The following is a 19589-nucleotide window of genomic DNA, read 5'->3' as shown; positions in this document are numbered from 1 at the left end:
TTCACAGGGCCTCCTCCAGCCTGAACGACTGCAGGTTGATCTGCTGCATGCCCTGGCTTTCAAGCCAGTAGCGTTGCAGCAGGTTGCCCAGCACCTCTACGCGGTAGGTGCTGGAGGCCCGCATGTCCGAGATCGGTGAAAACTCGGCGCGCAGCGTGGCCATGGCCTGCTGTACGGTTGCTGCGGTCCAGGGCTTGCCGGCCAGTGCGGCTTCGGTTTTCAGGGCACGTACCGGCGTTGCGGCCACACCGCCTGCACCTATCGAGGCTTTTGCGACGATGCCGTCTTCAATAGACAGGTTGATGGCAAGGCAGACGGCTGAAATGTCATCGTCGTAGCGCTTTGATATCTTGTAGACCTGCGCGTTTTCCCCTGCGACCGCCCTGGGCACCTTGATCCAGGCGAGCACTTCGTCGGCTGCCATGACGTTTTTTCGATAGCCGGTGTAGAGCTGCTCCAGCGGCAGTTCGCGCGAAACCTGTTGTCCAGCGCGCATGCTCATGAGCACGACATTGGCGCCCAGCGCAATCAGCAAGGGCATGGAGTCGCCGATCGGCGAGCCATTGGCCACGTTGCCGCCCAGTGTGCCGGAATTGCGCACCGGCAGCCCGGCAAAACGGGCGGCAAAGGCATGCAGTTGCGGCCTGTCCTTCACCAGCGCGGCAAAGGCGTCGGTGAGCGGCACTGCTGCACCTATGGCGATGTGATGCGGGTAGTGTTCGATGCGGCGGAGCTCGCGGACTTTGGTGAGATCCAGCACCTTGCCAAACTGCATGTGCTGTTTGGTCACCCAAAGGCCGACATCGGTACAGCCGGCCACGATTTGTGCGTCCGGGTGGGCCGCGCGGGCTCTGAGAAGTCCGTCCAGATTCACTGGTGACATATATCCCGTTCGGGCTGAGCCTGTCGAAGCCGTGCCCGGCCCTTCGACAGGCTCAGGGCGAACGGATTCCAATTGACACACTAGTTGTACCTCGTCCAGGGGGACGGCAGGGTAGGCCACCATTTGCTGCGCTGCATCCAGGATGGGCCGGTAACCGGTGCAGCGGCACAGGTTGCCGGAAAGCTCTTCCTGCGCCAGCGCGCGTGTAATGGTCTCGCCCTTGAGTACATGGTTTTGGTACATGCCGAACAGGCTCATGACAAAACCGGGTGTACAAAAACCGCATTGGGACGCGTGGTTTTCAAGCATGGCCTGCTGTGCCGGGTGTAGTGTTGGTTCAACCTCTTCTCTGTCGCCAGCCGGGGCCGCGGAACCGGCTTCGCCGGGCCGCAGGCGCAGCGCAGTACGCGAAGCGACAAGCGTGGGGGCAATGTCCTCCACCGTCCAAAGCGCCATGCCGTCAATCGAATGCGCCAGCCGTATGCAACTGTTGATTGCGCGGTAACGCAGTGTGCCGTCTTCGGTTTCGCCCAAAACGACGGTACAGGCCCCGCAATCGCCTTCGCCGCAGCCTTCCTTGGTGCCGGTAAGCCCCAGGTCCTCGCGTAGCACCTCCAGAAGGGTGCGTGTGGGTGGTACATTGCCCAGAGTTACAACTTCGCCCCTACGGATGAATCGAATGGTTTTGACAGTGTTTTGCTCAGTTGATTGCATGGCCATGCGCGTCAGGGTAAAGCACTCCGGTCATGGCCTGCATATTAAAGTGCATATCAGGCGCATGGGCGAACAGGTATGACAGATCAGGCGCTTTTCGACAAGATAGACCTCCATCTCATCAGGGTCTTGAACACCGTGCTCACAGAACGCAGCGTTTCGCGTGCCGCCATCCGTCTTGGTATGTACCAGCCCGCCGTGAGCGCCGCGCTCAAGCGCCTGCGCGCGCTGGCGGGTGACCCTATCCTGGTGCGCTCCGGCGCGGGCATGGTGCCTACGGATGCCGGTTTGCGCATGATCGAGCCTTCGGCCAGCATCCTCAAGGCGGCCGGCATGCTGTTCAGCGACGCCAGGGGTTTTGACCCTGCCACTGCCCAGGTCACGTTCCGCCTGGCCGCCAGCGATTACCTGGACCCCCTGTTCCTGCCGAGGCTGGTGGCGCAGATCAAGACCCAGGCGCCGCGTTGCCATATCGAGATCCAGTCGCTGTCGGCGGAGTCGGACTACCGTGCCCACCTGGCCCAGGGCGAGGTGGACATCGTGATCGGCAACTGGTCGGCACCGCCCGGCGACCTGCACATGGGGCGGCTGTTTGGCGATGACGTGGTGTGTCTGGTGGCCAAAGACCATCCGGCTGTACGAAAAACGTGGGATGCCGCCAACCCGGCCAGCTGGCTGGAGGCCGAGCATATTGCGCCAGTGGCCACCCACCCCGGCGCCAAGGGCGTGATTGACGAGCACCTGGCCACGCTGGGCCTGAGCCGCAACATCACTGTGCGTTGCCCGCATTTCGGCCTGATGCCCTCCATGGTGGCCTCGAGCCTGCTGGTCATGACCACCGGGCGCCAGTATTGCGAACGGTTTGCCAACCTGTTGCCGGTGAAAATACTGCCTTGCCCTGTCGATTTTCCCCGCATGATGTATTACCAGCTCTGGCATGAGCGCACACATGCCTCTGCTGCGACCCGGTGGTTGCGCGACAGGGTCAAGTCCGTCGCCAACACGCTACGAAAAGAATAGCTGGTCGCGCCTGTATTCAGGGCGCCAGAGGCGAAAATAGCAATAAGAAACAGACATACAGCCCAAGACAATGAGCGATTTACCCGTATCTCCGCCGCCGGCTGCACCGAGGTTGCAGCTTTTCGGCATTACCAAGGCCTATCCCGGTGTGGTGGCCAACAAGGACATCTCGCTGAGCGTGCAGCCCGGCGAGATCCATGCCGTCCTGGGCGAAAACGGGGCCGGTAAATCGACCCTGATGAAAATCATTTACGGGGCGGTCAAGCCCGACGCCGGCCGTGTGTCCATGGATGGCCGTGACGTCGTGGTGCGCAATCCGCACGAGGCGCGTGTATTGGGCATCAGCATGGTGTTCCAGCACTTCAGCCTGTTTGATACCCTGACGGTTGCAGAGAACGTCTGGCTGGGCCTGGATAAAAAACTGAGCTTGGCCGAGGTGTCCAGCCGCATCACGCAAACCACGCAGGCTTATGGCCTGCAGCTTGACCCGGCACGGCCCGTGCACACGCTGGGTGTGGGTGAGCGCCAGCGGGTGGAGATCGTGCGCGCCCTGCTGGGCAATCCCAGGCTGTTGATCCTGGACGAACCGACTTCGGTGCTGACGCCGCAGGCGGTCGAAAACCTGTTTGTCACCTTGCGCCGACTGGCAGAGCAGGGCTGCAGCATCCTGTACATCAGCCACAAGCTGCATGAAATCCGCGCCCTGTGCAGCGCCTGTACCGTGCTGCGCGCCGGCCAGGTCACCGGCGTCTGTGATCCGCGCCAGGAGTCCAATGCCTCGCTGAGCCGCCTGATGATAGGTGCCGAGCCGCCTGCGCTGGAGCACCGCGAGGTCAAGACCGGCGCTATCGTGCTGGACGTCAAGCGGCTGGACCTGTCGAGTACAGACCAGTTTGGCGTAGACCTTCGGCAGGTGGCCCTGAACGTGCGTGCCGGTGAAGTGGTCGGTATTGCCGGTGTGTCTGGCAATGGCCAGAAGGAGCTTCTGTACGCCTTGTCAGGTGAAGACACCCGGGCTCCCGGCGGCACTATCGCTGTCAAGGGGCATGACGCCGGCAATCTGGGCCCCCGGCACAGGCGTGCGCTGGGCCTGCATTTTGTGCCCGAAGAACGCCTGGGGCGCGGCGCCGTGCCTTCGCTGTCGCTGGCGCGCAACCTGATGCTCACGCGCAAGGAGTCGGTCGGCAAAGGCGGCTGGCTCAATGGCGCACGGTTACAGGCCCAGGCCGGCGGGATCATTACCCGCTACAAGGTCAAGGCGGGCGGCCCGCAGGCCATGGCCAGGTCCCTGTCCGGCGGCAACCTGCAAAAATTCATCATGGGCCGCGAAATGGATGCACAGCCCGAACTGCTCATCGTGTCGCAGCCCACCTGGGGCGTGGACGTGGGGGCGGCGTCGCAGATTCGCGGTGAATTGCTGAAGCTGCGCGATGCCGGTTGTGCCGTGCTGGTGGTCAGCGAGGAGCTTGAAGAGTTGTTTGAAATTTGCGACCGCCTGTATGTGATGGCCAAGGGCCAGCTGTCGCCGTCCCTGCCGCGTGCAGAGGCAACAACCGAACTGGTCGGGCAGTGGATGAGCGGGCTCTGGGCTGGTGCGGCCGAAGGGAGCGTCGCATGATCCGGCTGGAAGCGCGACCCGAACCCTCAAGGTTCTGGACTTATGCCTCGCCCGTGCTGGCGCTGCTGGTGACGGTGGTGATAGGCGTGCTGCTGTTCATGGCGCTAGGCAAGGACCCGGTCAAGGGGCTGCAGGTGTTTTTCTGGGAGCCCATCAAGTCGCCTTATGCGCTGGGCGAGCTGATGGTCAAGGCCACGCCGCTGCTCATCATTGCGCTGGGCCTGGCCGTGTGTTTTCGCTCCAATGTCTGGAACATAGGCGCCGAAGGCCAGTTTGTGATCGGCGCCGTGGCCGCGGGCGGTGTGGCCCTGCTGGCCGACAAAACCACCGGGCCGTGGATCATCCCGGCCATCTTGCTGGCGGGTGTGCTGGGCGGCATGCTGTGGGGCGGCATCACGGCCCTGTTGCGCGACCGCTTTAATGCCAATGAAATCCTGGTCAGCCTGATGCTGGTCTATGTGGCCGACATGGTGCTCAGTTACCTCGTCTTCGGCCCGTGGAAGGACCCGAACGGCTACAACTTCCCACAGACCAAGACCTTTGAAGCCGTGACGCAAATCCCCAGGCTGATGCAGGGCTCGCGCGTCAACGTGGGCATTGTGCTGGCGCTGCTGGGCGTGCTGGCTTTGTGGCTTTACCTGTTTCGCACTTTTGCCGGGTTTAAGCAGGAGGTCAGCGGCCTGGCCCCCAGCGCTGCGCGATACGCCGGGTTTTCCTCGCGCCGTGCCTTGTGGGTGGCTCTGCTGGTGTCCGGCGGGGCAGCCGGCCTGGCGGGCGCGCTGGAAGTCGCGGGCCCGATAGGCCAGCTCACGCCGTATGTGCCGGCGGGTTACGGTTTTGCCGCCATCATCGTGGCCTTTGTCGGGCGCCTGCATCCCGTCGGTGTGGTGTTTTCCGCCGTGTTGATGAGCATGTTCTATATAGGCGGTGAACTGGCGCAGTCGCGCCTGGGTTTGCCCAAGTCGCTGACCGGCGTGTTCCAGGGCCTGCTGCTGTTTAACCTGCTGGCTTGCGACACGCTGATGGCCTATCGCTTCAAGTTTTCAAAGTCAACGATGAAAGGCGTGCACTGATGGATTCCATGGCATTGCTGGTCGCCGCCACACTGAGCGCGGGCACCATACTCGCCATTGCCGCGCTGGGCCTGCTGATCAACGAGAAAGCCGGCATCGTGAACCTGGGCGCCGAAGGCATGATGCTCTGCGCCGCCATTGCCGGTTTTGCCACCGTGGTGCACACCGGCAACAGCTGGCTGGGTTTCGCGGCGGGCATGGTTGCAGGCGCTGTTCTGGCGGCGATCTTCGGCCTGCTGGTGATCTGGCTCAACACCAACCAGTACGCGACCGGGCTGGCCCTGAGCCTGTTTGGGGCGGGGTTCTCGGCCTTTGCGGGCATCAAGTATGTACAGGAGAAACTGCCCGAGCAGTCACAGTTTTCCATCCCGTTCATGCGCGATATCCCGTTTGTGGGGCCGGCGCTGTTCCGTCATCACCCCATGGTCTACATCGCCATGGCGCTGGCGGCCGGGCTGGTCTGGTTTTTGTACCGCACGCGTGCCGGGCTGGTGCTGCGCTCCGTCGGTGAAAGTCCCGAATCGGCCCATGCACTGGGCTACCCGGTGCGGCGCATACGCCTGGCGGCAGTGGTTGCAGGCGGTGCGCTGTGCGGCCTGGCCGGCGCCTATGTGTCGGTGGTCTATACGCCGCTGTGGGTTGAGGGCATGATTGCCGGCAAGGGCTGGATTGCGCTGGCGCTCACGACTTTTGCCACCTGGCGTCCGGCGCGGGTTTTGCTTGGTGCCTACCTGTTTGGCGGCGTGACCATGCTGCAGTTTCACCTGCAGGGCCTGGGCGTCAATATGCCCAGCCAGTTCCTGAGCATGCTGCCCTACCTGGCCACCATCGTGGTGCTGGTGCTGATCTCGCGCAATCCGCTGTGGATACGCGTGAACATGCCCAGCTCGTTGGGCAAGCCGTTTTATCCGGGCGCCTGATATTTGGGCTGCATAATTGTTGATCCTGTTTTGATTTTTTCGTCGATTTTTCTCTCACCCCCTAACGAAAGCGAGATGACATGACTGACCTGCAAAAACGTTCGATGCTCAAGCTGGCGGCACTGTCGGCCGTGGCTGCGGCCGCGCTGATGGGCTGCGGCAAAAAAGAGGAGCCGGCACCGGCTCCCGCGCCTGCGCCCGCTGCAGCAGCACCGGCACCCAAGGCCGAGCCACTCAAGGTGGCTTTTGCCTATGTCGGCCCTGTTGGCGATGGCGGCTGGACTTTTGCACATGACAACGCCCGCAAGGAACTTGAGAAAGTCTATGGCGACAAGATCGTCACCAGCTATGTCGAGAAAGTCCCCGAGTCCGCCGATGCCGAACGCGTGATCCGCGACATGGCCGGGCAGGGCAACAAGCTGATTTTCGGCACCACCTTCGGCTACATGGAGCCCATGCTGAAGATCGCCAATGACACCAAGGGCGTGATGTTCGAGCACGCCACCGGCTACAAAACCGCCGACAACATGCGCACCTATGACAGCCGCACCTACGAAGGCGCCTACATGGCCGGCGTGGTGGCGGGCAAGATGAGCAAGTCCGGAACGGTGGGCGTGGTCGGCTCGGTGCCGATCCCCGAAGTCGTGCGCAACATCAACAGCTTCACCCTGGGTGCACAGTCGGTCAATCCCAAAATCAAGACCAAGGTGGTCTGGGTCAACGAGTGGTTCAACCCGCCCAAGGAAACCGAAGCCGCTACCGCGCTGATCAACGGCGGCGCCGACGTGCTGTTCCAGAACACCGATTCGTCGGCCGTGCTGCAAACCGCCGAAAAAATGGGCAAGCGTGCCTTCGGCTGGGACTCCGACATGACGGCCTACGGCCCGAAAGCCCACCTGGCTTCTGCCGTCATCAACTGGGGCCCGTACTACATCAAGTCGGTTGGCCAGGCGCTTGACGGCAGCTGGAAGGGTGGCACCAGCGCATGGTGGGGCGTCAAGGAAGGCGCGATTGACCTGGTGTCGATTGCCGCCGATGTGCCTGACGAAACCAAAAAGCGCATTGAGGAAGTCAAGGCCGGCCTGAAAGATGGCAGCTTTGTGATCTGGAAAGGCCCGATCATGGACAACACCGGCAAGGAACTGGTCGCCAAGGATGCCGTGGCCGACGACAAATTCCTGGGTGGCCTGAAGACCTACGTCAAGGGCGTTGAAGGCAAGGTCCCGGGTAACTGACCAGCCCGTGATGAGATCACTTTGGTGAGATCATTCAAAGCTGCCTTAGGGCAGCTTTTTTTATTGATGGAGTCGCCGTGAATCCTGTTGTCAAGCCTGTAGCCGCCCATCGTTTGCCTGAACTGCTCAGGCAAATGCCCAAGGCCGAGCTGCACATCCACATCGAGGGCTCGCTGGAGCCCGAGCTGATCTTTGCACTGGCGCAACGCAACGGCGTGGCGATTCCGTACCGGACGGTTGAAGAGCTGCGCAGCGCCTATGCCTTCACCAATCTGCAGAGCTTTCTTGACATCTATTACGCCGGCGCCAGCGTGCTTTTGACGGAGCAGGATTTCTACGACATGGCGCAGGCCTACTTTGCCAGGGCGGCGAAGGACCACGTCGTTCACACCGAGCTGTTTTTTGATCCGCAAACCCATACGGCCCGCGGCGTCAGCATGGAAACCGTGGTCAATGGCCTGCACCGGGCCTGCGTTGATGCGAAAGCAGAGCTTGGTCTGAGTGCATCACTCATCATGTGCTTCCTGCGCCACCTGAGCGAAGAAGACGCATTTGCAACGCTGGAGCAGGCGCTGCCTTATCGCGACAGGATCATCGGTATAGGGCTTGACTCCGGAGAGGTCGGCAACCCGCCTGAAAAATTCTCGCGCGTGTTTGCGCGCTGTCGCGAACTGGGTTTTCACCTGGTCGCACACGCAGGTGAGGAAGGCCCGCCCGCCTATGTCTGGACGGCGCTGGACGTGCTCAAGGTCGAACGCATAGACCACGGCGTGCAGTCCAGCAAGGATGCGGCGCTGATGCGGCGGCTGGCACAGGACCGCATCCCTCTCACGGTGTGCCCGCTGTCCAACCTCAAACTCTGCGTCTTTCCCGATCTGGCCAGCCACAACCTGCGCCAGTTGCTGGATGCAGGCCTCGCGGTGACTGTCAATTCGGACGATCCGGCCTACTTCGGCGGTTACATGAACGAGAACTTCACGCAGACCTTTGCGGCGACCGGGCTTGCCGCACAGCACGCATACGCGCTGGCCCGCAACAGCTTTGAGGCCAGCTTTATCGATGCGTCCGAAAAACGTGTTTTTATCGACCGGCTGAGCCAGGTTTTTGAAACGTTTTCCTGATTCGCCGGGCGTTGTCCGGGTTGATGATTCTGGCAAGGCTTGTGAGGCTATTCATTGACAGTCCTGTTGCGCAACCATACACTCGCCTGCATGCTATTCCCGATTCTCCCCCTCAGCCACAAGCTTGCACGCGCAGTCCTGCGCGGTGCGCCGGTGCGCTGTTTCGCGGTGACGAAGACGGGCCTGCAGCAGCTGCCCGGACATTCCTAAGCCCGGCGGTCAGCCTCTTCCCCTTTTGCGCAACATTCGACCACCGGGCACCAGTCCCGCGCGGTAGCGACCCCCATTTCCTGGGGCCGGTCGCATTCGATTGGAGTGCTTCATGCATGCAACGATTCACGGCGAGCGCACGCTCACCGAACTTGACCACGTCCGCCTGAGCAAATTGTCAGGCGGCCAGCTGCCACCTGCGCTTGCCGATCTTCTGGCGACCGCCGACGTGGTTCGCGCGCGCGACATGCCGGGGGATGTCATCACCATGCTTTCACAGGTGGAGCTGGTGGATGCGCACAGCCAGCGCCGGCAAATGCTGACCCTTTGCTATCCGGCCGATGCCGAACCGAGCGCCGGTTTTATCTCGGTCCTTTCGCCTGTGGGCTGCAGCCCGCTTGGCCTGAAGACGGGCGCTGTTGCCACGTGGCAGACGCCCTGCGGAGAGGCGTCTGCCGCCAGGGTGGTGGCAATTCCTTTTCAGCCAGAAGCCAGCGGCGACTACCTGAGCTAGCTGCCGCCTGGCGGCCTTGAGCCCCGCCGCATGCCGGCGGCGTTGTTGTCACCCCGTCTTGCGAATGGAGATAAATATGAACCTTCAATCAATTCTTGCTGTTACCGATTTTTCTGCATCGGGCCATCACGCGCTGGAACGTGCCGCCATGCTGGCTGCACAGCAGCGTGCGCTTCTCAAACTGGTTTATGCCGATATGGACGGCAGCCCGGCGCGTGCCGATGCGCAGGAGCGTTTGGCGCATCTCGCCAGGCAACTGGCGCAGCAGTTTGGTATCGATGTGCGTATGGTTGGCCGGGCGGAAAACACCCTGCATGAGGTTGCGGAGGAGGCCCGTGGTACGGACCTGCTGGTGCTGGCGCACGAACACAGGCGTTCGCTGGCGAGCATCCTGCGCGGACACCCGGCCATGCAGCTGATGCGCCTTGCCTCATGCCCCATTCTTGTGACGAAGCTGGCGCCCGGCGCACGCTACGCCAGGATTCTGGTAGCGGTGAATTTCAGGCCTGAGTCGAAAACCCTGGTGCGGCTGGCCTGCCTGCTCGACAGTGATGCCGAGGTCGGTCTTTTTCATGCGCTGAGCACGCGGGACGAGGCGAAGCTGCGTTCCGCCGAGGTTTCTGTCGATGTCCTCAAAGCCTACAGGCAGGAGTGCATGCTTTATGCGCAGGACAGGATTCTTTCGCTGACCGACTCGTTTGATGCCCGAAGAAATCGTGTGCAGTCGACCATTGAGCGCGGCGATCCAGCGCGCCAGGCGGTCATACAGCAGCAATACGCCGCGGCCGACCTGCTGGTGGTCGGCAACCGGCGCAGGACCTGGGGAATGGATTTCCTTGCCGGCAGCGTGGCGCAACGTGTCCTGTCCTGGGCCCGCAGCGACGTACTGCTGGTTCCCCATGACTTCCAGTTGCCGACACGCGCGGCGGCAAGGCAGAGGGTGAGCGCCGGATGTGGAAACGGACAGGGTGCGCTGCTGGCTGCGGGAAGGAGTCTGCCATGAGTGCTGCAAGGTTCCTGACCGCCGAGGAAGCGACGCTGCTGAGTCATGCGGCGGAACATTGGCTGCGTCTGCGGGATGTCGAGCTGAACCCTGGTGAGTACGTGCATGAGCTGTTGTCCAGCGCAACGCTGCGTTCCAGCAAGTGCACGCGCCAGGACATTGCCAGCATCAACTGGACCATGGAAGTGCAGCTGTCCGGTTGCAGCGTTCCAAAGGAAATGACGCTGGTCTGTCCTGGGGATGCGGATATTGCGCTGGGCCGGGTTTCGGTGCTGACCCTGGTCGGCCTGAACCTTGTCGGGCGCGTGGTCGGCTCTGTCGCACAGATCCCATCTGCGCAGGGGGCGTCGCAAGCTGCAACCCTGCTTGCCGCCAGGCGCTGCACCGCGCTGGAGCGCGGCCGACGCCCGGCTCGTATCGAGCCCGCCAAACCCCTGTATTGAAGGATATTCAGGGCGCGGCACGCGCCTTGGGTCGGAGGCGTTGATCCTGATTCTCACATTGCCCAACGCGCCGTTTTTTGGGCTGGCGCGAGGCGGATTGGGAGTTCTATCTCTACGTGGAAGACCTGCCCCGCAAATGCCTGGCCGGCCACACCGTCTTTAAGCGCATGGTGGAGCTGGACCACCGGGCCGACCGGCATGTCAGGGCGCCGATTCGAAGTACCAGTCGCGATACCAGCGCAGGGGGCTGGCTTCCGCGGTCTACAAATGGACGCTGATGCAAGGCTTTTGCCTCATGACCGGCACGCGCCAGTCGCCCGGCGCCCACGCCTTGTGGCATGCGCTGGCCAGGCACCATGCGCTTGGTTATGTGGACCTGCGCGACAAAACGATGACGGACCTGGGTCGCGCGGTTTCCGCGGCGACTCTGGACGGATTGCACACGCGGATGCTGCTGCCGGGCAATGGCTGGACGACAGAACGGGTTTGCGAGGCCACAGGCATGTGATCGCGGCCGGACTGTTAAAATAACTGCCTGCCAGCGTGCCGTCCCGACGTGCTGGCGCTTCATCGTATCGGGGCCATGTAGAGGACTACCATGTATAAAAACCTCGCGGCCCCAAGCCTTTTGACGTTTGTGGCGGCCAGTTTTATCCCCCCATCTTTCCTGCGTTGCTACTCCCTGGGGAGTGCGGCATGAGCTACCAGGTCAAGGAAATTTTTTACACCCTGCAGGGCGAAGGCTCCAATGCGGGCCGGCCTGCCGTGTTCTGCCGTTTTGCCGGTTGCAACCTGTGGTCCGGCCGAGAGCAGGACCGGGCCACTGCCGTCTGCCAGTTTTGCGATACCGATTTTGTCGGTACTGACGGCACCCTGGGCGGCAAGTTCCGCGATGCAGGGGCGCTGGCCGATCGGATCGAGGCGCAATGGCCAGCCGGCGACAAGGCCCATCGATTTGTCGTGATGACGGGCGGCGAGCCCCTGCTGCAGGTCGATACCGCATTGATTGCGGCGCTGCATGCGCGCGGCTTCCAGATTGCGGTTGAAACCAACGGCAGCATTGCCGCGCCGGCAGGCATCGACTGGATATGTGTCAGCCCCAAAGCCGGCGCGCCCTGGGTGCAGCGCGAAGGCCAGGAGCTCAAGGTGGTCTGGCCGCAGCCTTCGCTGGACCTGGCTGAACTCGAAGCCGCCAACTTCACGCACCGTTATTTGCAGCCCATGGACAACGTGCTGCGCGCCGACAACACCGAGCGCTGCATTGCCCTGTGCATGCAGCGGCCGGCGTGGCGGTTAAGCCTGCAGACCCACAAAATCACCGGAATCCGATGAAATCCGATTCCCGGGCGCAGGGTGTTGTTGCTCGGTGCTCGGAATCCTCATGGACCTTCGTGTCCATTCCGGTTCCTGTGCTCCGTGCGCCTAACCCTGCATCCCGGTAAACGAATTTCAAGAGGCAACAACCTCTTAACGGCAGAAAATCATGAACTACGAAATCAGTCAGAAGTTTTTCTTCGACGCGGCGCACACCCTCAAACGCAAGATAGAGGCCGACAGCAGCCGCCGCATCCACGGCCACACCTACAACGCCGAAGTTACCTTGTCGGGCCAGCCTGATCCGCACACCGGCATGGTGGTGGACCTGGGCCTTGTGCGGCAGGCGGTAGAACAATTGCGTCCCCGGCTGGACCACCACTTGCTGGACGATATCAAGGGCCTGGGGCCTGCCACGCTGGAGAACCTGTGTGCCTTTATCTGGCGCGAACTGGCACCCGGCCTGCCCGGGCTTGCGGTGGTGCGTGTCTGGCGCGAGTCGATAGGGGACAGCTGCACGCTGCGTGCCGCACCCCGGTGAGAAAAAACCGTGCATAGTCCTCATTCAGCCCTGCATATGCCATTGGCGCCGCGCTGCGTTAACCTAGCGTCATGAAAGCGTATAGAGCGTCCCTGCTGTATTTTGCCGAGCCCGCCAACGGCGAGTCTGGGCAGGCGGTGTTTGAGGAAGATGGCCTGCTGGTGGTGGGGCCTGACGAGCAGGGCAGCCAACGGGTGCAGGCCCTTGGCAGCTACCAGAAGCTGTCTGCAGGCTATGCGGGTGTGGACACCGAACACCTGCCGGGCCGCATCATCGCCCCCGGTTTTGTGGACATGCACATCCATTACCCGCAGCTGGACGTGATCGGCTCGCCCGCCGAGGGTTTGCTGCCGTGGCTCGAGAATTACACCTTTCCGCATGAAAAACGCTTCTCGGCCCCCGAATACAGCGCGCAGGTAGCTACGTTTTTCATAGCGGAGCTGCTGCGCAACGGCGTCACCACGGCGCTGGCCTTTGCCACCTCGCACCCGGAGTCGGTCAACGCGCTGCTGGGCGAGGCGCAAAAAAACCAGCTGCGCCTGATTGGCGGCAAGGTGCTGATGGACCAGAACTCACCCGACGGCGTGCGCGACCAGACGGAGCAAAGCCTGGTCGATACCGAAGCACTGATCAACCAGTGGCACGGCGTGGACCGCCTGGGCTACGCCATCACGCCGCGTTTTGTCCCCAGCTGCAGCGCAGCCCAGTTGCAGGGTGCAGGTGAGCTGGCAGCCAAATACCCTGACGTGTGGATACAGTCCCACGTGGCGGAAAACAAGGACGAAATTGCCTGGGCGCGCCGGCTGTACCCCCAGGCCCGCAGTTACCTCAGTGTGTACGAGCAGTTCGGCCTGCTGCGGCCCAGGGCTGTCTACGCACACTGCATACACATCAACGACGAAGACCGTGCGTTGATGCTTGGCACCGGCGCGGCCGCGGCCGTCTGCCCCACCAGCAACCTGTTTTTGGGCAGCGGTTTTTTTGATTACGCTGGCGCCGACGAGGTTGGGTTTTTGTATGGGCAGGCCAGCGATGTGGGCGGCGGCACCAGTTTTAGCCCCTTTCACACCATGCTGGCCGCCTACTACGTCGGCAGGGAAGGGCAGACCAAACCCGGCCTGTCGCTCAAACCGCAGCAACTCTGGTGGCAACACACGGCGGGCGCTGCCAGGGCGCTGGGCCTGGCGGGTGTGGTCGGCAACCTGCAACCCGGCTGTGAGGCCGACTTTGTCGTGCTCAACCCCAAGGCCACGCCGCTGCTGGCGCGCAAGACCGCGCAGGCCGGCAGCCTGGACGAACTGCTGTTTGCCCTGATCGTGCTGGGGGACGACCGCGTGATCGAAAAAACCGTGATTTCACAGGCTTTGGCCACCTGAAAACCGGTTTTTAAAGGAAAAAGTGGCCCTGACCGCCGTCCTGCCTGCGCAGCCAGCTATGAAAATCGTAGCGATTTGAAATGCACAGAACGGGCCAGGCGATACCTGGCCGGGCCATCCGGCTTGCCTACAATCATGGCAAAGCGAGGAATTCCCCCAATGAGCATCAAAAGCGACAAATGGATACGCCGCATGGCGGAGACCACAGGCATGATCGAGCCCTTCGAGCCGGGGCAGATCCGCGAGGTTGACGGCAAAAAAATCATCAGCTATGGCACCAGCAGCTACGGTTACGACATCCGCTGCGCGCCCGAGTTCAAGGTCTTCACCAACATCCACAGCACAGTGGTGGACCCGAAGAATTTTGACGAGAAGAGTTTTGTCGACTTCCACGGCGACAGCTGCATCATCCCGCCCAACAGCTTTGCGCTGGCCCGCACCGTCGAGTACTTCCGCATCCCGCGCAACGTGCTGACCATCTGCCTGGGAAAAAGCACTTACGCCCGCTGTGGCATCATCGTCAACGTCACGCCTTTCGAGCCCGAATGGGAAGGTTATGTGACGCTGGAGTTCTCCAACACCACACCGCTGCCCGCCAGGATTTATGCGGGTGAGGGCTGTGCCCAGGTGTTGTTCTTTGAGAGCGACAAGGATGACGTCTGCGAAGTCAGCTACAAGGACCGCGGCGGGAAATACCAGGGCCAGGTTGGGGTGACCTTGCCGAAGGCTTGAGGCCGTCGGCCCTTCCTCGGTAACACATTTCAGCGGTGCAGCCCCTGATTTTTGTTGAAGGAATACCCTTGCCGGATCACATGTAAGCACATGCTACATTGGCCCCTCTTAAAAGAGGGAGACTCAATGTCCATTCGTATTTTTTCTTTGGCTTTTGCCTGCCTTGCCGTCACCGGATGTGCCTCGATTACCAATGACACAACGGCCCCGGTCCGCTTTGAAGCATTCGATGCTGCGGGTGTGGAAGTCAAGGATGCGGATTGCAAACTTGAGAACGACTACGGTGTGCAAACTGTCAAAACACCGGCCACCTTCAATGTGCGGCGCTCATCAAAAGATCTTCAAATTACCTGTGTCAAGGCCGGTGAGGCCGATGGCAGGGGCGTGGCAATTTCGCGGGCCAACGGCGGTATGGCGGGCAACATCCTTTTTGGCGGAGGCATTGGCGCCATCATCGACCACAACAAAGGCACTGCGTATACCTATCCCCAGTGGATACAGATCGTGATGGGAAAGCTGCTCACGTTTGATCGCAAGGTTGATGTTGAGGGTAAGCCCAATCGCGGCGAAGAGATCGTTGCACCTGTAGCCAGCAAGTAGTTTCCCAAATTTCGGCGAAGGCATGCGTCCATCCGTTGCGTCTTTTTCGTCGCGACGGGTATTCATTCATTTCGATACAAGCTATTCAACAGAGTTGACGCTTGCCTCAGTGACTAGATAGGTGTGCGGCAGGCATTGCCTTCGCGTCAATTCCGGTCTGTTCTGAATTGCTGTGTAGTTGCCACCCGCGCCGCAGCCAGATCCCAACCCGCCCAGCCGCAGCTTTTAAACAGCACCGGTCCGGCGGGTTTTTTAATGTCTTGCCGCACCACATCGGCCAGTGTTGCAAAGCGGCTGACATCCAGCCCGGCCTGCAACAGGTCACCGGCTTCGTGCAGGGCATCGACTGTATCCACAAACACCGTACCCTGCGCCGCAAAGTGCTGGCACAGCCCGGGGCTTAGCTCCACCATTTGCGGCGTGAAGGCTCCCACGGCGCTTATGAATGCATCCTTGCGCGGCAGGGCGTCCAGCACCACGCCGCTGGCGGGGGTGCAGGTCACGGTGAGCGAGCAGTCGGCGATTGCCGCATTGGCGTCCTGCACAACGCGGGCCTGCACGCCCAGCGATTGCGCGTGCAGTGCCAGTGCCTGCGCGCTTGCGGCGCCGCGTGAGGCGATCACCACTTCCCTGGTGTTCAGCACTTCAGCGAAGGCTTCCAGGTGTGCCTTGCCTTGCACACCGGCACCGACGACAAGGAGCGGCCCTTGCGTATCGGGTGCCAGCCGCTGTGCTGCAAATGCCGATACCGCCGCTGTGCGGCGCGCCGTGACCGTCGGCCCATCCAGCACCAGCCGGCGCTGGCCGGTGGCGACGTCAAACACCACCACATCGCCCTGGATGGCCGGTCTGCCTGTACCTGCATTGGCGGGCGTGAAGGTAATCAGCTTGGTGATGGCGACGCGGCTGTCCAGGGCGGGCATCACAAACAGGCTGCCGCCGCCGGGCAGGGCCTGCACCAGTCGCGGCGGAACTTCGACGGAGCCGTCCTTGAGAAGCCGGGCAATTTCATCGACCAGCGCGCGCCAGGGCAGGCGGGCAGCGGTTTGGTCGGCGTTGAGCAGTTGGGTCATGGCGATGTGAGGGTGATGGGCTTTTATCCTACATGCTGAAGCGGAATGCACCGAATGGCCTTCAAATGCGGCGCTCCTAATATCGGGTCACTAGCCAAAACGCATGAACGAGGAGCCGGATCATGTTGTCAGACCACCTGAAAAAAATCGACCGTACAAGTAGCCGGAACCTGTTCCTGATTGCCAGCGTCCTGGTGATTGTGTGCCAGCTGGTGGCGATGGCGCTGGTGGCCGGCAGCCAGGTGCAGAGGGCGGAGCTGCGTGAATCGCGGTTGACGGCCCAGAACATTGCCATGGCGAAATGTTTGGAGGCCAGTGTGCGTTTTGATCGCCAGGCCTGCATGCTTCAGCAGCCAGATACGGACAAGCCATCCGCAGTCGCCGCAAGCCTGGCGATGGACAAGCCCGCAGGCTTGAGCCACGCCGCCTTGCCTGCGGCCACGCAGGGTTTTATGGCCGTTGCTTTTGGTGCAAATTAAGGCCTGCCGCCCGCTCTTCAACTGATTTGCCCGGCACCGTGCGCGATGTCATGCGGCGTGGTCAAGGCACATTCAATCGCGATTTTAAGCCCGCGCACCATCTCATCCAGGGACATGCAAGGCGAGCCCTGCTCAGGCAGATAAGGGACATGGACAAACCCGCCGCGCGTGCGGCCTGCGCCGCGTTGTTTTGCCAGCGCGTGCATCAGGCCATAAAAGACATGGTTGCAGACAAAGGTGCCGGCAGTTTGTGAGACCTCGGCCGCAATGCCCGCTTGCTGCAAGGCCTGCAGCATGGCCTTGATCGGCAGGGTGCTGAAGTAGGCAGCCGGCCCGTTCAGGACAACCGGCGTATCCACAGGTTGTTCACCTGTGTTGTCGGCAATCCGGGCATCGTTGACATTGATGGCGATTCGCTCCAGCGACATGGCGCTGCGCCCGCCTGCCTGGCCGACACAAATCACCAGCGCTGGTTTGTGCTGTTGCAGCAAACCAGCCAGCGCTTGCAGCGAACCGGCAAACGCCGTGGGCAACTGTACGGCCACCAGCGTGTGGCCTGCAAGCACCTCGCCTGCCAGCGCCTGCACGGCCAGCCAGCTGGGGTTCAGGCTGGCACCTCCAAAGGCGTCAAAACCCGTGAGCAGTACGCAGGGGCGCGCAGGCGCTGCTGAGGCTGAGGCTGTGCGGCGAGTCATGCCGTTTTGTGCTGCGGCGTTTTACTGGCTGACCATGGCCCCGGTCTTGCTGTCGAATTTGACGGTGCGTACCCGGCCGTTCTGGCCCGGAAACCCGTCAAACACGGCGCGCACAAGATAAGGCACCAGGTCCGGCAAGTCTTCGTTGTCGCCTTCGTAAACCGCCCTGGACTCAAACACGGCGTGTGGTTTACCGGGCGTGCTGCCCTGCGAGTCCAGCAGTCGCAGCCTGAGGTTGCTGACCTGCAGGGTGCGTGTGACTTCACGGTCACCGACATAACGCGAGCCAAACGGGTCAGGCGCCCAGAAACCTGGGAATACATTGCCGGCGGCGTCACGGTACGGCGGCCGGTAGACGTAGTAGTCCTGGTAGACGGCTTCGCGGTACTTCCTGTCGCGGGTGGTGCTGCCGGTCACGATATCCACCTGGAAGCGGCCTACTTGTCCTTTTGCTGCGCGTTTGAGCCCGATTTTTTCGAGCTGAACCTGGACGTAGCCTTCGTAAGCCTGTTGCTCCAGGTCATTGAGATTGTCTGCCGGCCTGATAAAGCTGAAGGTCGCGCCGGCCGCGTCTGCAGGCCACTGGTTGAAGCTGGTGACCTTGGCGGTGATCGGGCTGGCGCAGGCGGCCAGCAGCGCCGTGGCTAACAGAATCATGCCGAGCCTGCCCCAGCTTTTCAGGGCATTGATACCGGGGAGGCCTTGCAGGCGAAACAGTTGTTTCATGTCGGATGGATACATATGGCCTAATTTTGTTCCGTAATTGTGTTTTCCGCCAATGCCGTCTCAAGTAAAGTCTGCATGTACACCGGCAGTTCAGGCGGTCGGGTCCATCCGGCCCCGGCGAGACGGGGCGGACGGTCTTTTTCAGACAGGGGCGATCATGAAATGGGAAGGCAATCGGGAATCCGACAATGTCGAAGACCGGCGAGATGACGGCGGCGGGGGTGGCGGTTTTGGCGGCGGCGGGTTGCTGGGTGGGCGCAGCATAGGCATTGGCACCATCGTCGTGGCCTTGCTGGGCGGCTGGGTGTTTGGCATCAACCCGCTGACCATATTGAGCTTGCTCAGCGGCGGTTCGCCCCCCGCTCAGGTGCAGCAACAACAGGGGCCGGCGCACCGTCCACCTGCGGATGACCGCATGGCGAAGTTTGTCTCCACCGTGCTGGCCGATACCGAAGATGTCTGGAAGGACATTTTTGCCAAAGCCGGCGGCACCTACAAGGATCCGCGCCTGGTGCTTTTCCGGGGCGCGACGCAAACAGCCTGCGGCCAGGGCCAGTCGGCGATGGGGCCGTTTTATTGCCCGGCCGACCAGAAGGTCTACATCGACCTCGGGTTTTATGAAACGCTGACCAAACAACTGGGCGCGCCCGGCGAATTTGCGCAGGCCTATGTGATTGCGCATGAGGTGGGTCACCACGTGCAAAACCTGCTGGGTATCAGCGGCAAGATGGACCAGATGCGCGGCCGCGTCAGCAAGGTCGAATACAACGCCCTGAGCGTCAAGCTGGAGCTGCAGGCCGACTGTTTTGCCGGTGTGTGGGCCTACCACGCCAACAATGCCCGTCACATCCTGGAGGGCGGCGATATTGCGTCTGCCATGAACGCCGCGGCCAAAATCGGCGACGACGCGCTGCAGCGCTCCAGCGGCGGCGCGGTGGTGCCCGAGAGCTTTACCCACGGCACCAGCGCCCAGCGCCAGCGCTGGTTCAACACCGGCATCACCACGGGCAGTGTCAAGGCCTGTGACACCTTCAGTGCCCGTAATTTGTAATGAAATCGGGCCATGGCCCTTTGTTTATGCGCGCAGCAAGCTATTAAATTGGTAGCGAACAGGTTTTTTCTGCTGGCTGCGGCTGGCGCCTGAAATAGCCCTTGGGCGGCAATGGACCGCCAAAACCGGCCAACCGGCCCAAAGTGCGACAATAGAGGGCTGAGGAAGCTCTGCAAAACCCCCGCGCCTGCGCTTGTGAGCGTGCGGACCCGGGCGGTCTGTGGTGTTACCTTTTTGCCAATAGCGGT

General features: G+C 61.7%; 21 protein-coding genes. 17 read left to right on the top strand and 4 right to left on the bottom strand.

Annotated features, from left to right (window positions below):
• Position 1 precedes the first annotated feature (1 nt).
• Complete coding sequence (gene xdhA, locus ACFQND_RS20555) at positions 2 to 1603, bottom strand: xanthine dehydrogenase small subunit (protein ID WP_371436504.1); 1602 nt, start codon at positions 1601 to 1603, stop codon at positions 2 to 4.
• A 72-nt stretch (positions 1604 to 1675) separates the two neighbouring features.
• On the opposite strand from xdhA, the gene ACFQND_RS20550 reads away from it, so the two are divergent.
• The 15 genes from ACFQND_RS20550 (at position 1676) to ACFQND_RS20480 (ending at position 15317) form a co-directional block, all read left to right on the top strand.
• On the top strand, positions 1676 to 2617 hold the full coding sequence (locus ACFQND_RS20550) for a LysR family transcriptional regulator (protein ID WP_371436503.1): 942 nt from the start codon (positions 1676 to 1678) through the stop codon (positions 2615 to 2617).
• Between the two features lie 70 nt (positions 2618 to 2687).
• Positions 2688 to 4235 (top strand): ABC transporter ATP-binding protein, encoded by a 1548-nt coding sequence (locus ACFQND_RS20545; protein WP_371436502.1) that lies wholly within the window; start codon positions 2688 to 2690, stop codon positions 4233 to 4235.
• On the top strand, positions 4232 to 5308 hold the full coding sequence (locus ACFQND_RS20540; RefSeq protein WP_371436501.1) for an ABC transporter permease: 1077 nt from the start codon (positions 4232 to 4234) through the stop codon (positions 5306 to 5308). The genes ACFQND_RS20545 and ACFQND_RS20540 overlap by 4 nt, the downstream gene beginning before the upstream one ends.
• The gene (locus ACFQND_RS20535; RefSeq protein ID WP_371436500.1) at positions 5308 to 6228 is read left to right on the top strand and encodes an ABC transporter permease; all 921 of its coding nucleotides are present in this window, start codon (positions 5308 to 5310) and stop codon (positions 6226 to 6228) included. The genes ACFQND_RS20540 and ACFQND_RS20535 overlap by 1 nt, the downstream gene beginning before the upstream one ends.
• An 80-nt stretch (positions 6229 to 6308) precedes the next feature.
• Positions 6309 to 7463, top strand: coding sequence for a BMP family ABC transporter substrate-binding protein (locus tag ACFQND_RS20530; RefSeq protein ID WP_371436499.1), 1155 nt, complete (start codon positions 6309 to 6311; stop codon positions 7461 to 7463).
• A 77-nt stretch (positions 7464 to 7540) separates the two neighbouring features.
• A complete protein-coding gene (locus ACFQND_RS20525; RefSeq protein ID WP_371436498.1) occupies positions 7541 to 8584 on the top strand; it encodes an adenosine deaminase in 1044 nt (347 codons plus the stop codon).
• A 322-nt stretch (positions 8585 to 8906) separates the two neighbouring features.
• Positions 8907 to 9308 (top strand): GreA/GreB family elongation factor, encoded by a 402-nt coding sequence (locus ACFQND_RS20520; protein ID WP_371436497.1) that lies wholly within the window; start codon positions 8907 to 8909, stop codon positions 9306 to 9308.
• Between the two features lie 76 nt (positions 9309 to 9384).
• The gene (locus ACFQND_RS20515) at positions 9385 to 10311 is read left to right on the top strand and encodes a universal stress protein (protein WP_371436496.1); all 927 of its coding nucleotides are present in this window, start codon (positions 9385 to 9387) and stop codon (positions 10309 to 10311) included.
• Positions 10308 to 10754 carry a hypothetical protein gene (locus tag ACFQND_RS20510; RefSeq protein ID WP_371436495.1) on the top strand — a complete coding sequence of 149 codons (447 nt, stop codon included), beginning with the start codon at positions 10308 to 10310 and terminating at the stop codon, positions 10752 to 10754. Before ACFQND_RS20515 ends, ACFQND_RS20510 begins: the two co-directional genes overlap by 4 nt.
• A gap of 295 nt (positions 10755 to 11049) precedes the next feature.
• Positions 11050 to 11262: a hypothetical protein gene (locus tag ACFQND_RS20505; protein ID WP_371436494.1), complete on the top strand. Its 213-nt coding sequence runs from the start codon at positions 11050 to 11052 to the stop codon at positions 11260 to 11262.
• Between the two features lie 188 nt (positions 11263 to 11450).
• Positions 11451 to 12086 (top strand): 7-carboxy-7-deazaguanine synthase, encoded by a 636-nt coding sequence (queE, locus tag ACFQND_RS20500; RefSeq protein WP_371436493.1) that lies wholly within the window; start codon positions 11451 to 11453, stop codon positions 12084 to 12086.
• Between the two features lie 151 nt (positions 12087 to 12237).
• Positions 12238 to 12609, top strand: a complete 372-nt coding sequence (locus tag ACFQND_RS20495; RefSeq protein WP_371436492.1) for a 6-carboxytetrahydropterin synthase — start codon at positions 12238 to 12240, stop codon at positions 12607 to 12609.
• Positions 12610 to 12680: 71 nt separating this feature from the next.
• Positions 12681 to 13985 (top strand): guanine deaminase, encoded by a 1305-nt coding sequence (gene guaD / locus ACFQND_RS20490; protein ID WP_371436491.1) that lies wholly within the window; start codon positions 12681 to 12683, stop codon positions 13983 to 13985.
• 159 nt (positions 13986 to 14144) lie between these two features.
• Entirely contained in the window at positions 14145 to 14717 is a 573-nt protein-coding gene (gene dcd, locus ACFQND_RS20485) for a dCTP deaminase (RefSeq protein ID WP_371436490.1), read from the top strand.
• 126 nt (positions 14718 to 14843) lie between these two features.
• Positions 14844 to 15317: a hypothetical protein gene (locus ACFQND_RS20480; RefSeq protein WP_371436489.1), complete on the top strand. Its 474-nt coding sequence runs from the start codon at positions 14844 to 14846 to the stop codon at positions 15315 to 15317.
• A 146-nt stretch (positions 15318 to 15463) separates the two neighbouring features.
• On the opposite strand, the gene ACFQND_RS20475 is transcribed toward ACFQND_RS20480, so the two are convergent.
• Complete coding sequence (locus ACFQND_RS20475; RefSeq protein WP_371436488.1) at positions 15464 to 16390, bottom strand: delta(1)-pyrroline-2-carboxylate reductase family protein; 927 nt, start codon at positions 16388 to 16390, stop codon at positions 15464 to 15466.
• Between the two features lie 122 nt (positions 16391 to 16512).
• Here ACFQND_RS20475 and ACFQND_RS20470 point away from each other — a divergent pair, with 122 nt between their 5' ends.
• Positions 16513 to 16869 carry a hypothetical protein gene (locus ACFQND_RS20470; protein WP_371436487.1) on the top strand — a complete coding sequence of 119 codons (357 nt, stop codon included), beginning with the start codon at positions 16513 to 16515 and terminating at the stop codon, positions 16867 to 16869.
• A 17-nt stretch (positions 16870 to 16886) separates the two neighbouring features.
• Here the strand turns inward: ACFQND_RS20470 and pcp are convergent, their stop codons facing one another.
• Positions 16887 to 17564: a pyroglutamyl-peptidase I gene (gene pcp / locus ACFQND_RS20465; protein ID WP_371436486.1), complete on the bottom strand. Its 678-nt coding sequence runs from the start codon at positions 17562 to 17564 to the stop codon at positions 16887 to 16889.
• 21 nt (positions 17565 to 17585) lie between these two features.
• Complete coding sequence (locus ACFQND_RS20460; RefSeq protein ID WP_371436485.1) at positions 17586 to 18290, bottom strand: DUF4136 domain-containing protein; 705 nt, start codon at positions 18288 to 18290, stop codon at positions 17586 to 17588.
• A gap of 157 nt (positions 18291 to 18447) precedes the next feature.
• Here ACFQND_RS20460 and ypfJ point away from each other — a divergent pair, with 157 nt between their 5' ends.
• On the top strand, positions 18448 to 19341 hold the full coding sequence (gene ypfJ, locus ACFQND_RS20455) for a KPN_02809 family neutral zinc metallopeptidase (protein WP_371436484.1): 894 nt from the start codon (positions 18448 to 18450) through the stop codon (positions 19339 to 19341).
• Positions 19342 to 19589 lie beyond the last annotated feature (248 nt).

Origin of the sequence: Polaromonas aquatica (genome assembly GCF_042659145.1) — a bacterium.
In the GTDB taxonomy this organism is placed as follows: domain Bacteria; phylum Pseudomonadota; class Gammaproteobacteria; order Burkholderiales; family Burkholderiaceae_C; genus Polaromonas; species Polaromonas aquatica.
Note: the sequence above shows the minus strand (reverse complement) of the source record. Positions and strands in the feature narration are given on the sequence as shown.

Bases quoted from the DNA above. Each gene is read 5' to 3' on its own strand.
- xdhA (WP_371436504.1), bottom strand. From the start codon at position 1,603: ATGGCCATGCAATCAACTGAGCAAAACACTGTCAAAACCATTCGATTC.
- ACFQND_RS20550 (WP_371436503.1), top strand. From the start codon at position 1,676: ATGACAGATCAGGCGCTTTTCGACAAGATAGACCTCCATCTCATCAGG.
- ACFQND_RS20545 (WP_371436502.1), top strand. From the start codon at position 2,688: ATGAGCGATTTACCCGTATCTCCGCCGCCGGCTGCACCGAGGTTGCAG.
- ACFQND_RS20540 (WP_371436501.1), top strand. From the start codon at position 4,232: ATGATCCGGCTGGAAGCGCGACCCGAACCCTCAAGGTTCTGGACTTAT.
- ACFQND_RS20535 (WP_371436500.1), top strand. From the start codon at position 5,308: ATGGATTCCATGGCATTGCTGGTCGCCGCCACACTGAGCGCGGGCACC.
- ACFQND_RS20530 (WP_371436499.1), top strand. From the start codon at position 6,309: ATGACTGACCTGCAAAAACGTTCGATGCTCAAGCTGGCGGCACTGTCG.
- ACFQND_RS20520 (WP_371436497.1), top strand. From the start codon at position 8,907: ATGCATGCAACGATTCACGGCGAGCGCACGCTCACCGAACTTGACCAC.
- ACFQND_RS20515 (WP_371436496.1), top strand. From the start codon at position 9,385: ATGAACCTTCAATCAATTCTTGCTGTTACCGATTTTTCTGCATCGGGC.
- ACFQND_RS20510 (WP_371436495.1), top strand. From the start codon at position 10,308: ATGAGTGCTGCAAGGTTCCTGACCGCCGAGGAAGCGACGCTGCTGAGT.
- ACFQND_RS20505 (WP_371436494.1), top strand. From the start codon at position 11,050: ATGACCGGCACGCGCCAGTCGCCCGGCGCCCACGCCTTGTGGCATGCG.
- queE (WP_371436493.1), top strand. From the start codon at position 11,451: ATGAGCTACCAGGTCAAGGAAATTTTTTACACCCTGCAGGGCGAAGGC.
- ACFQND_RS20495 (WP_371436492.1), top strand. From the start codon at position 12,238: ATGAACTACGAAATCAGTCAGAAGTTTTTCTTCGACGCGGCGCACACC.
- guaD (WP_371436491.1), top strand. From the start codon at position 12,681: ATGAAAGCGTATAGAGCGTCCCTGCTGTATTTTGCCGAGCCCGCCAAC.
- dcd (WP_371436490.1), top strand. From the start codon at position 14,145: ATGAGCATCAAAAGCGACAAATGGATACGCCGCATGGCGGAGACCACA.
- ACFQND_RS20480 (WP_371436489.1), top strand. From the start codon at position 14,844: ATGTCCATTCGTATTTTTTCTTTGGCTTTTGCCTGCCTTGCCGTCACC.
- ACFQND_RS20475 (WP_371436488.1), bottom strand. From the start codon at position 16,390: ATGACCCAACTGCTCAACGCCGACCAAACCGCTGCCCGCCTGCCCTGG.
- ACFQND_RS20470 (WP_371436487.1), top strand. From the start codon at position 16,513: ATGTTGTCAGACCACCTGAAAAAAATCGACCGTACAAGTAGCCGGAAC.
- pcp (WP_371436486.1), bottom strand. From the start codon at position 17,564: ATGACTCGCCGCACAGCCTCAGCCTCAGCAGCGCCTGCGCGCCCCTGC.
- ACFQND_RS20460 (WP_371436485.1), bottom strand. From the start codon at position 18,290: ATGAAACAACTGTTTCGCCTGCAAGGCCTCCCCGGTATCAATGCCCTG.
- ypfJ (WP_371436484.1), top strand. From the start codon at position 18,448: ATGAAATGGGAAGGCAATCGGGAATCCGACAATGTCGAAGACCGGCGA.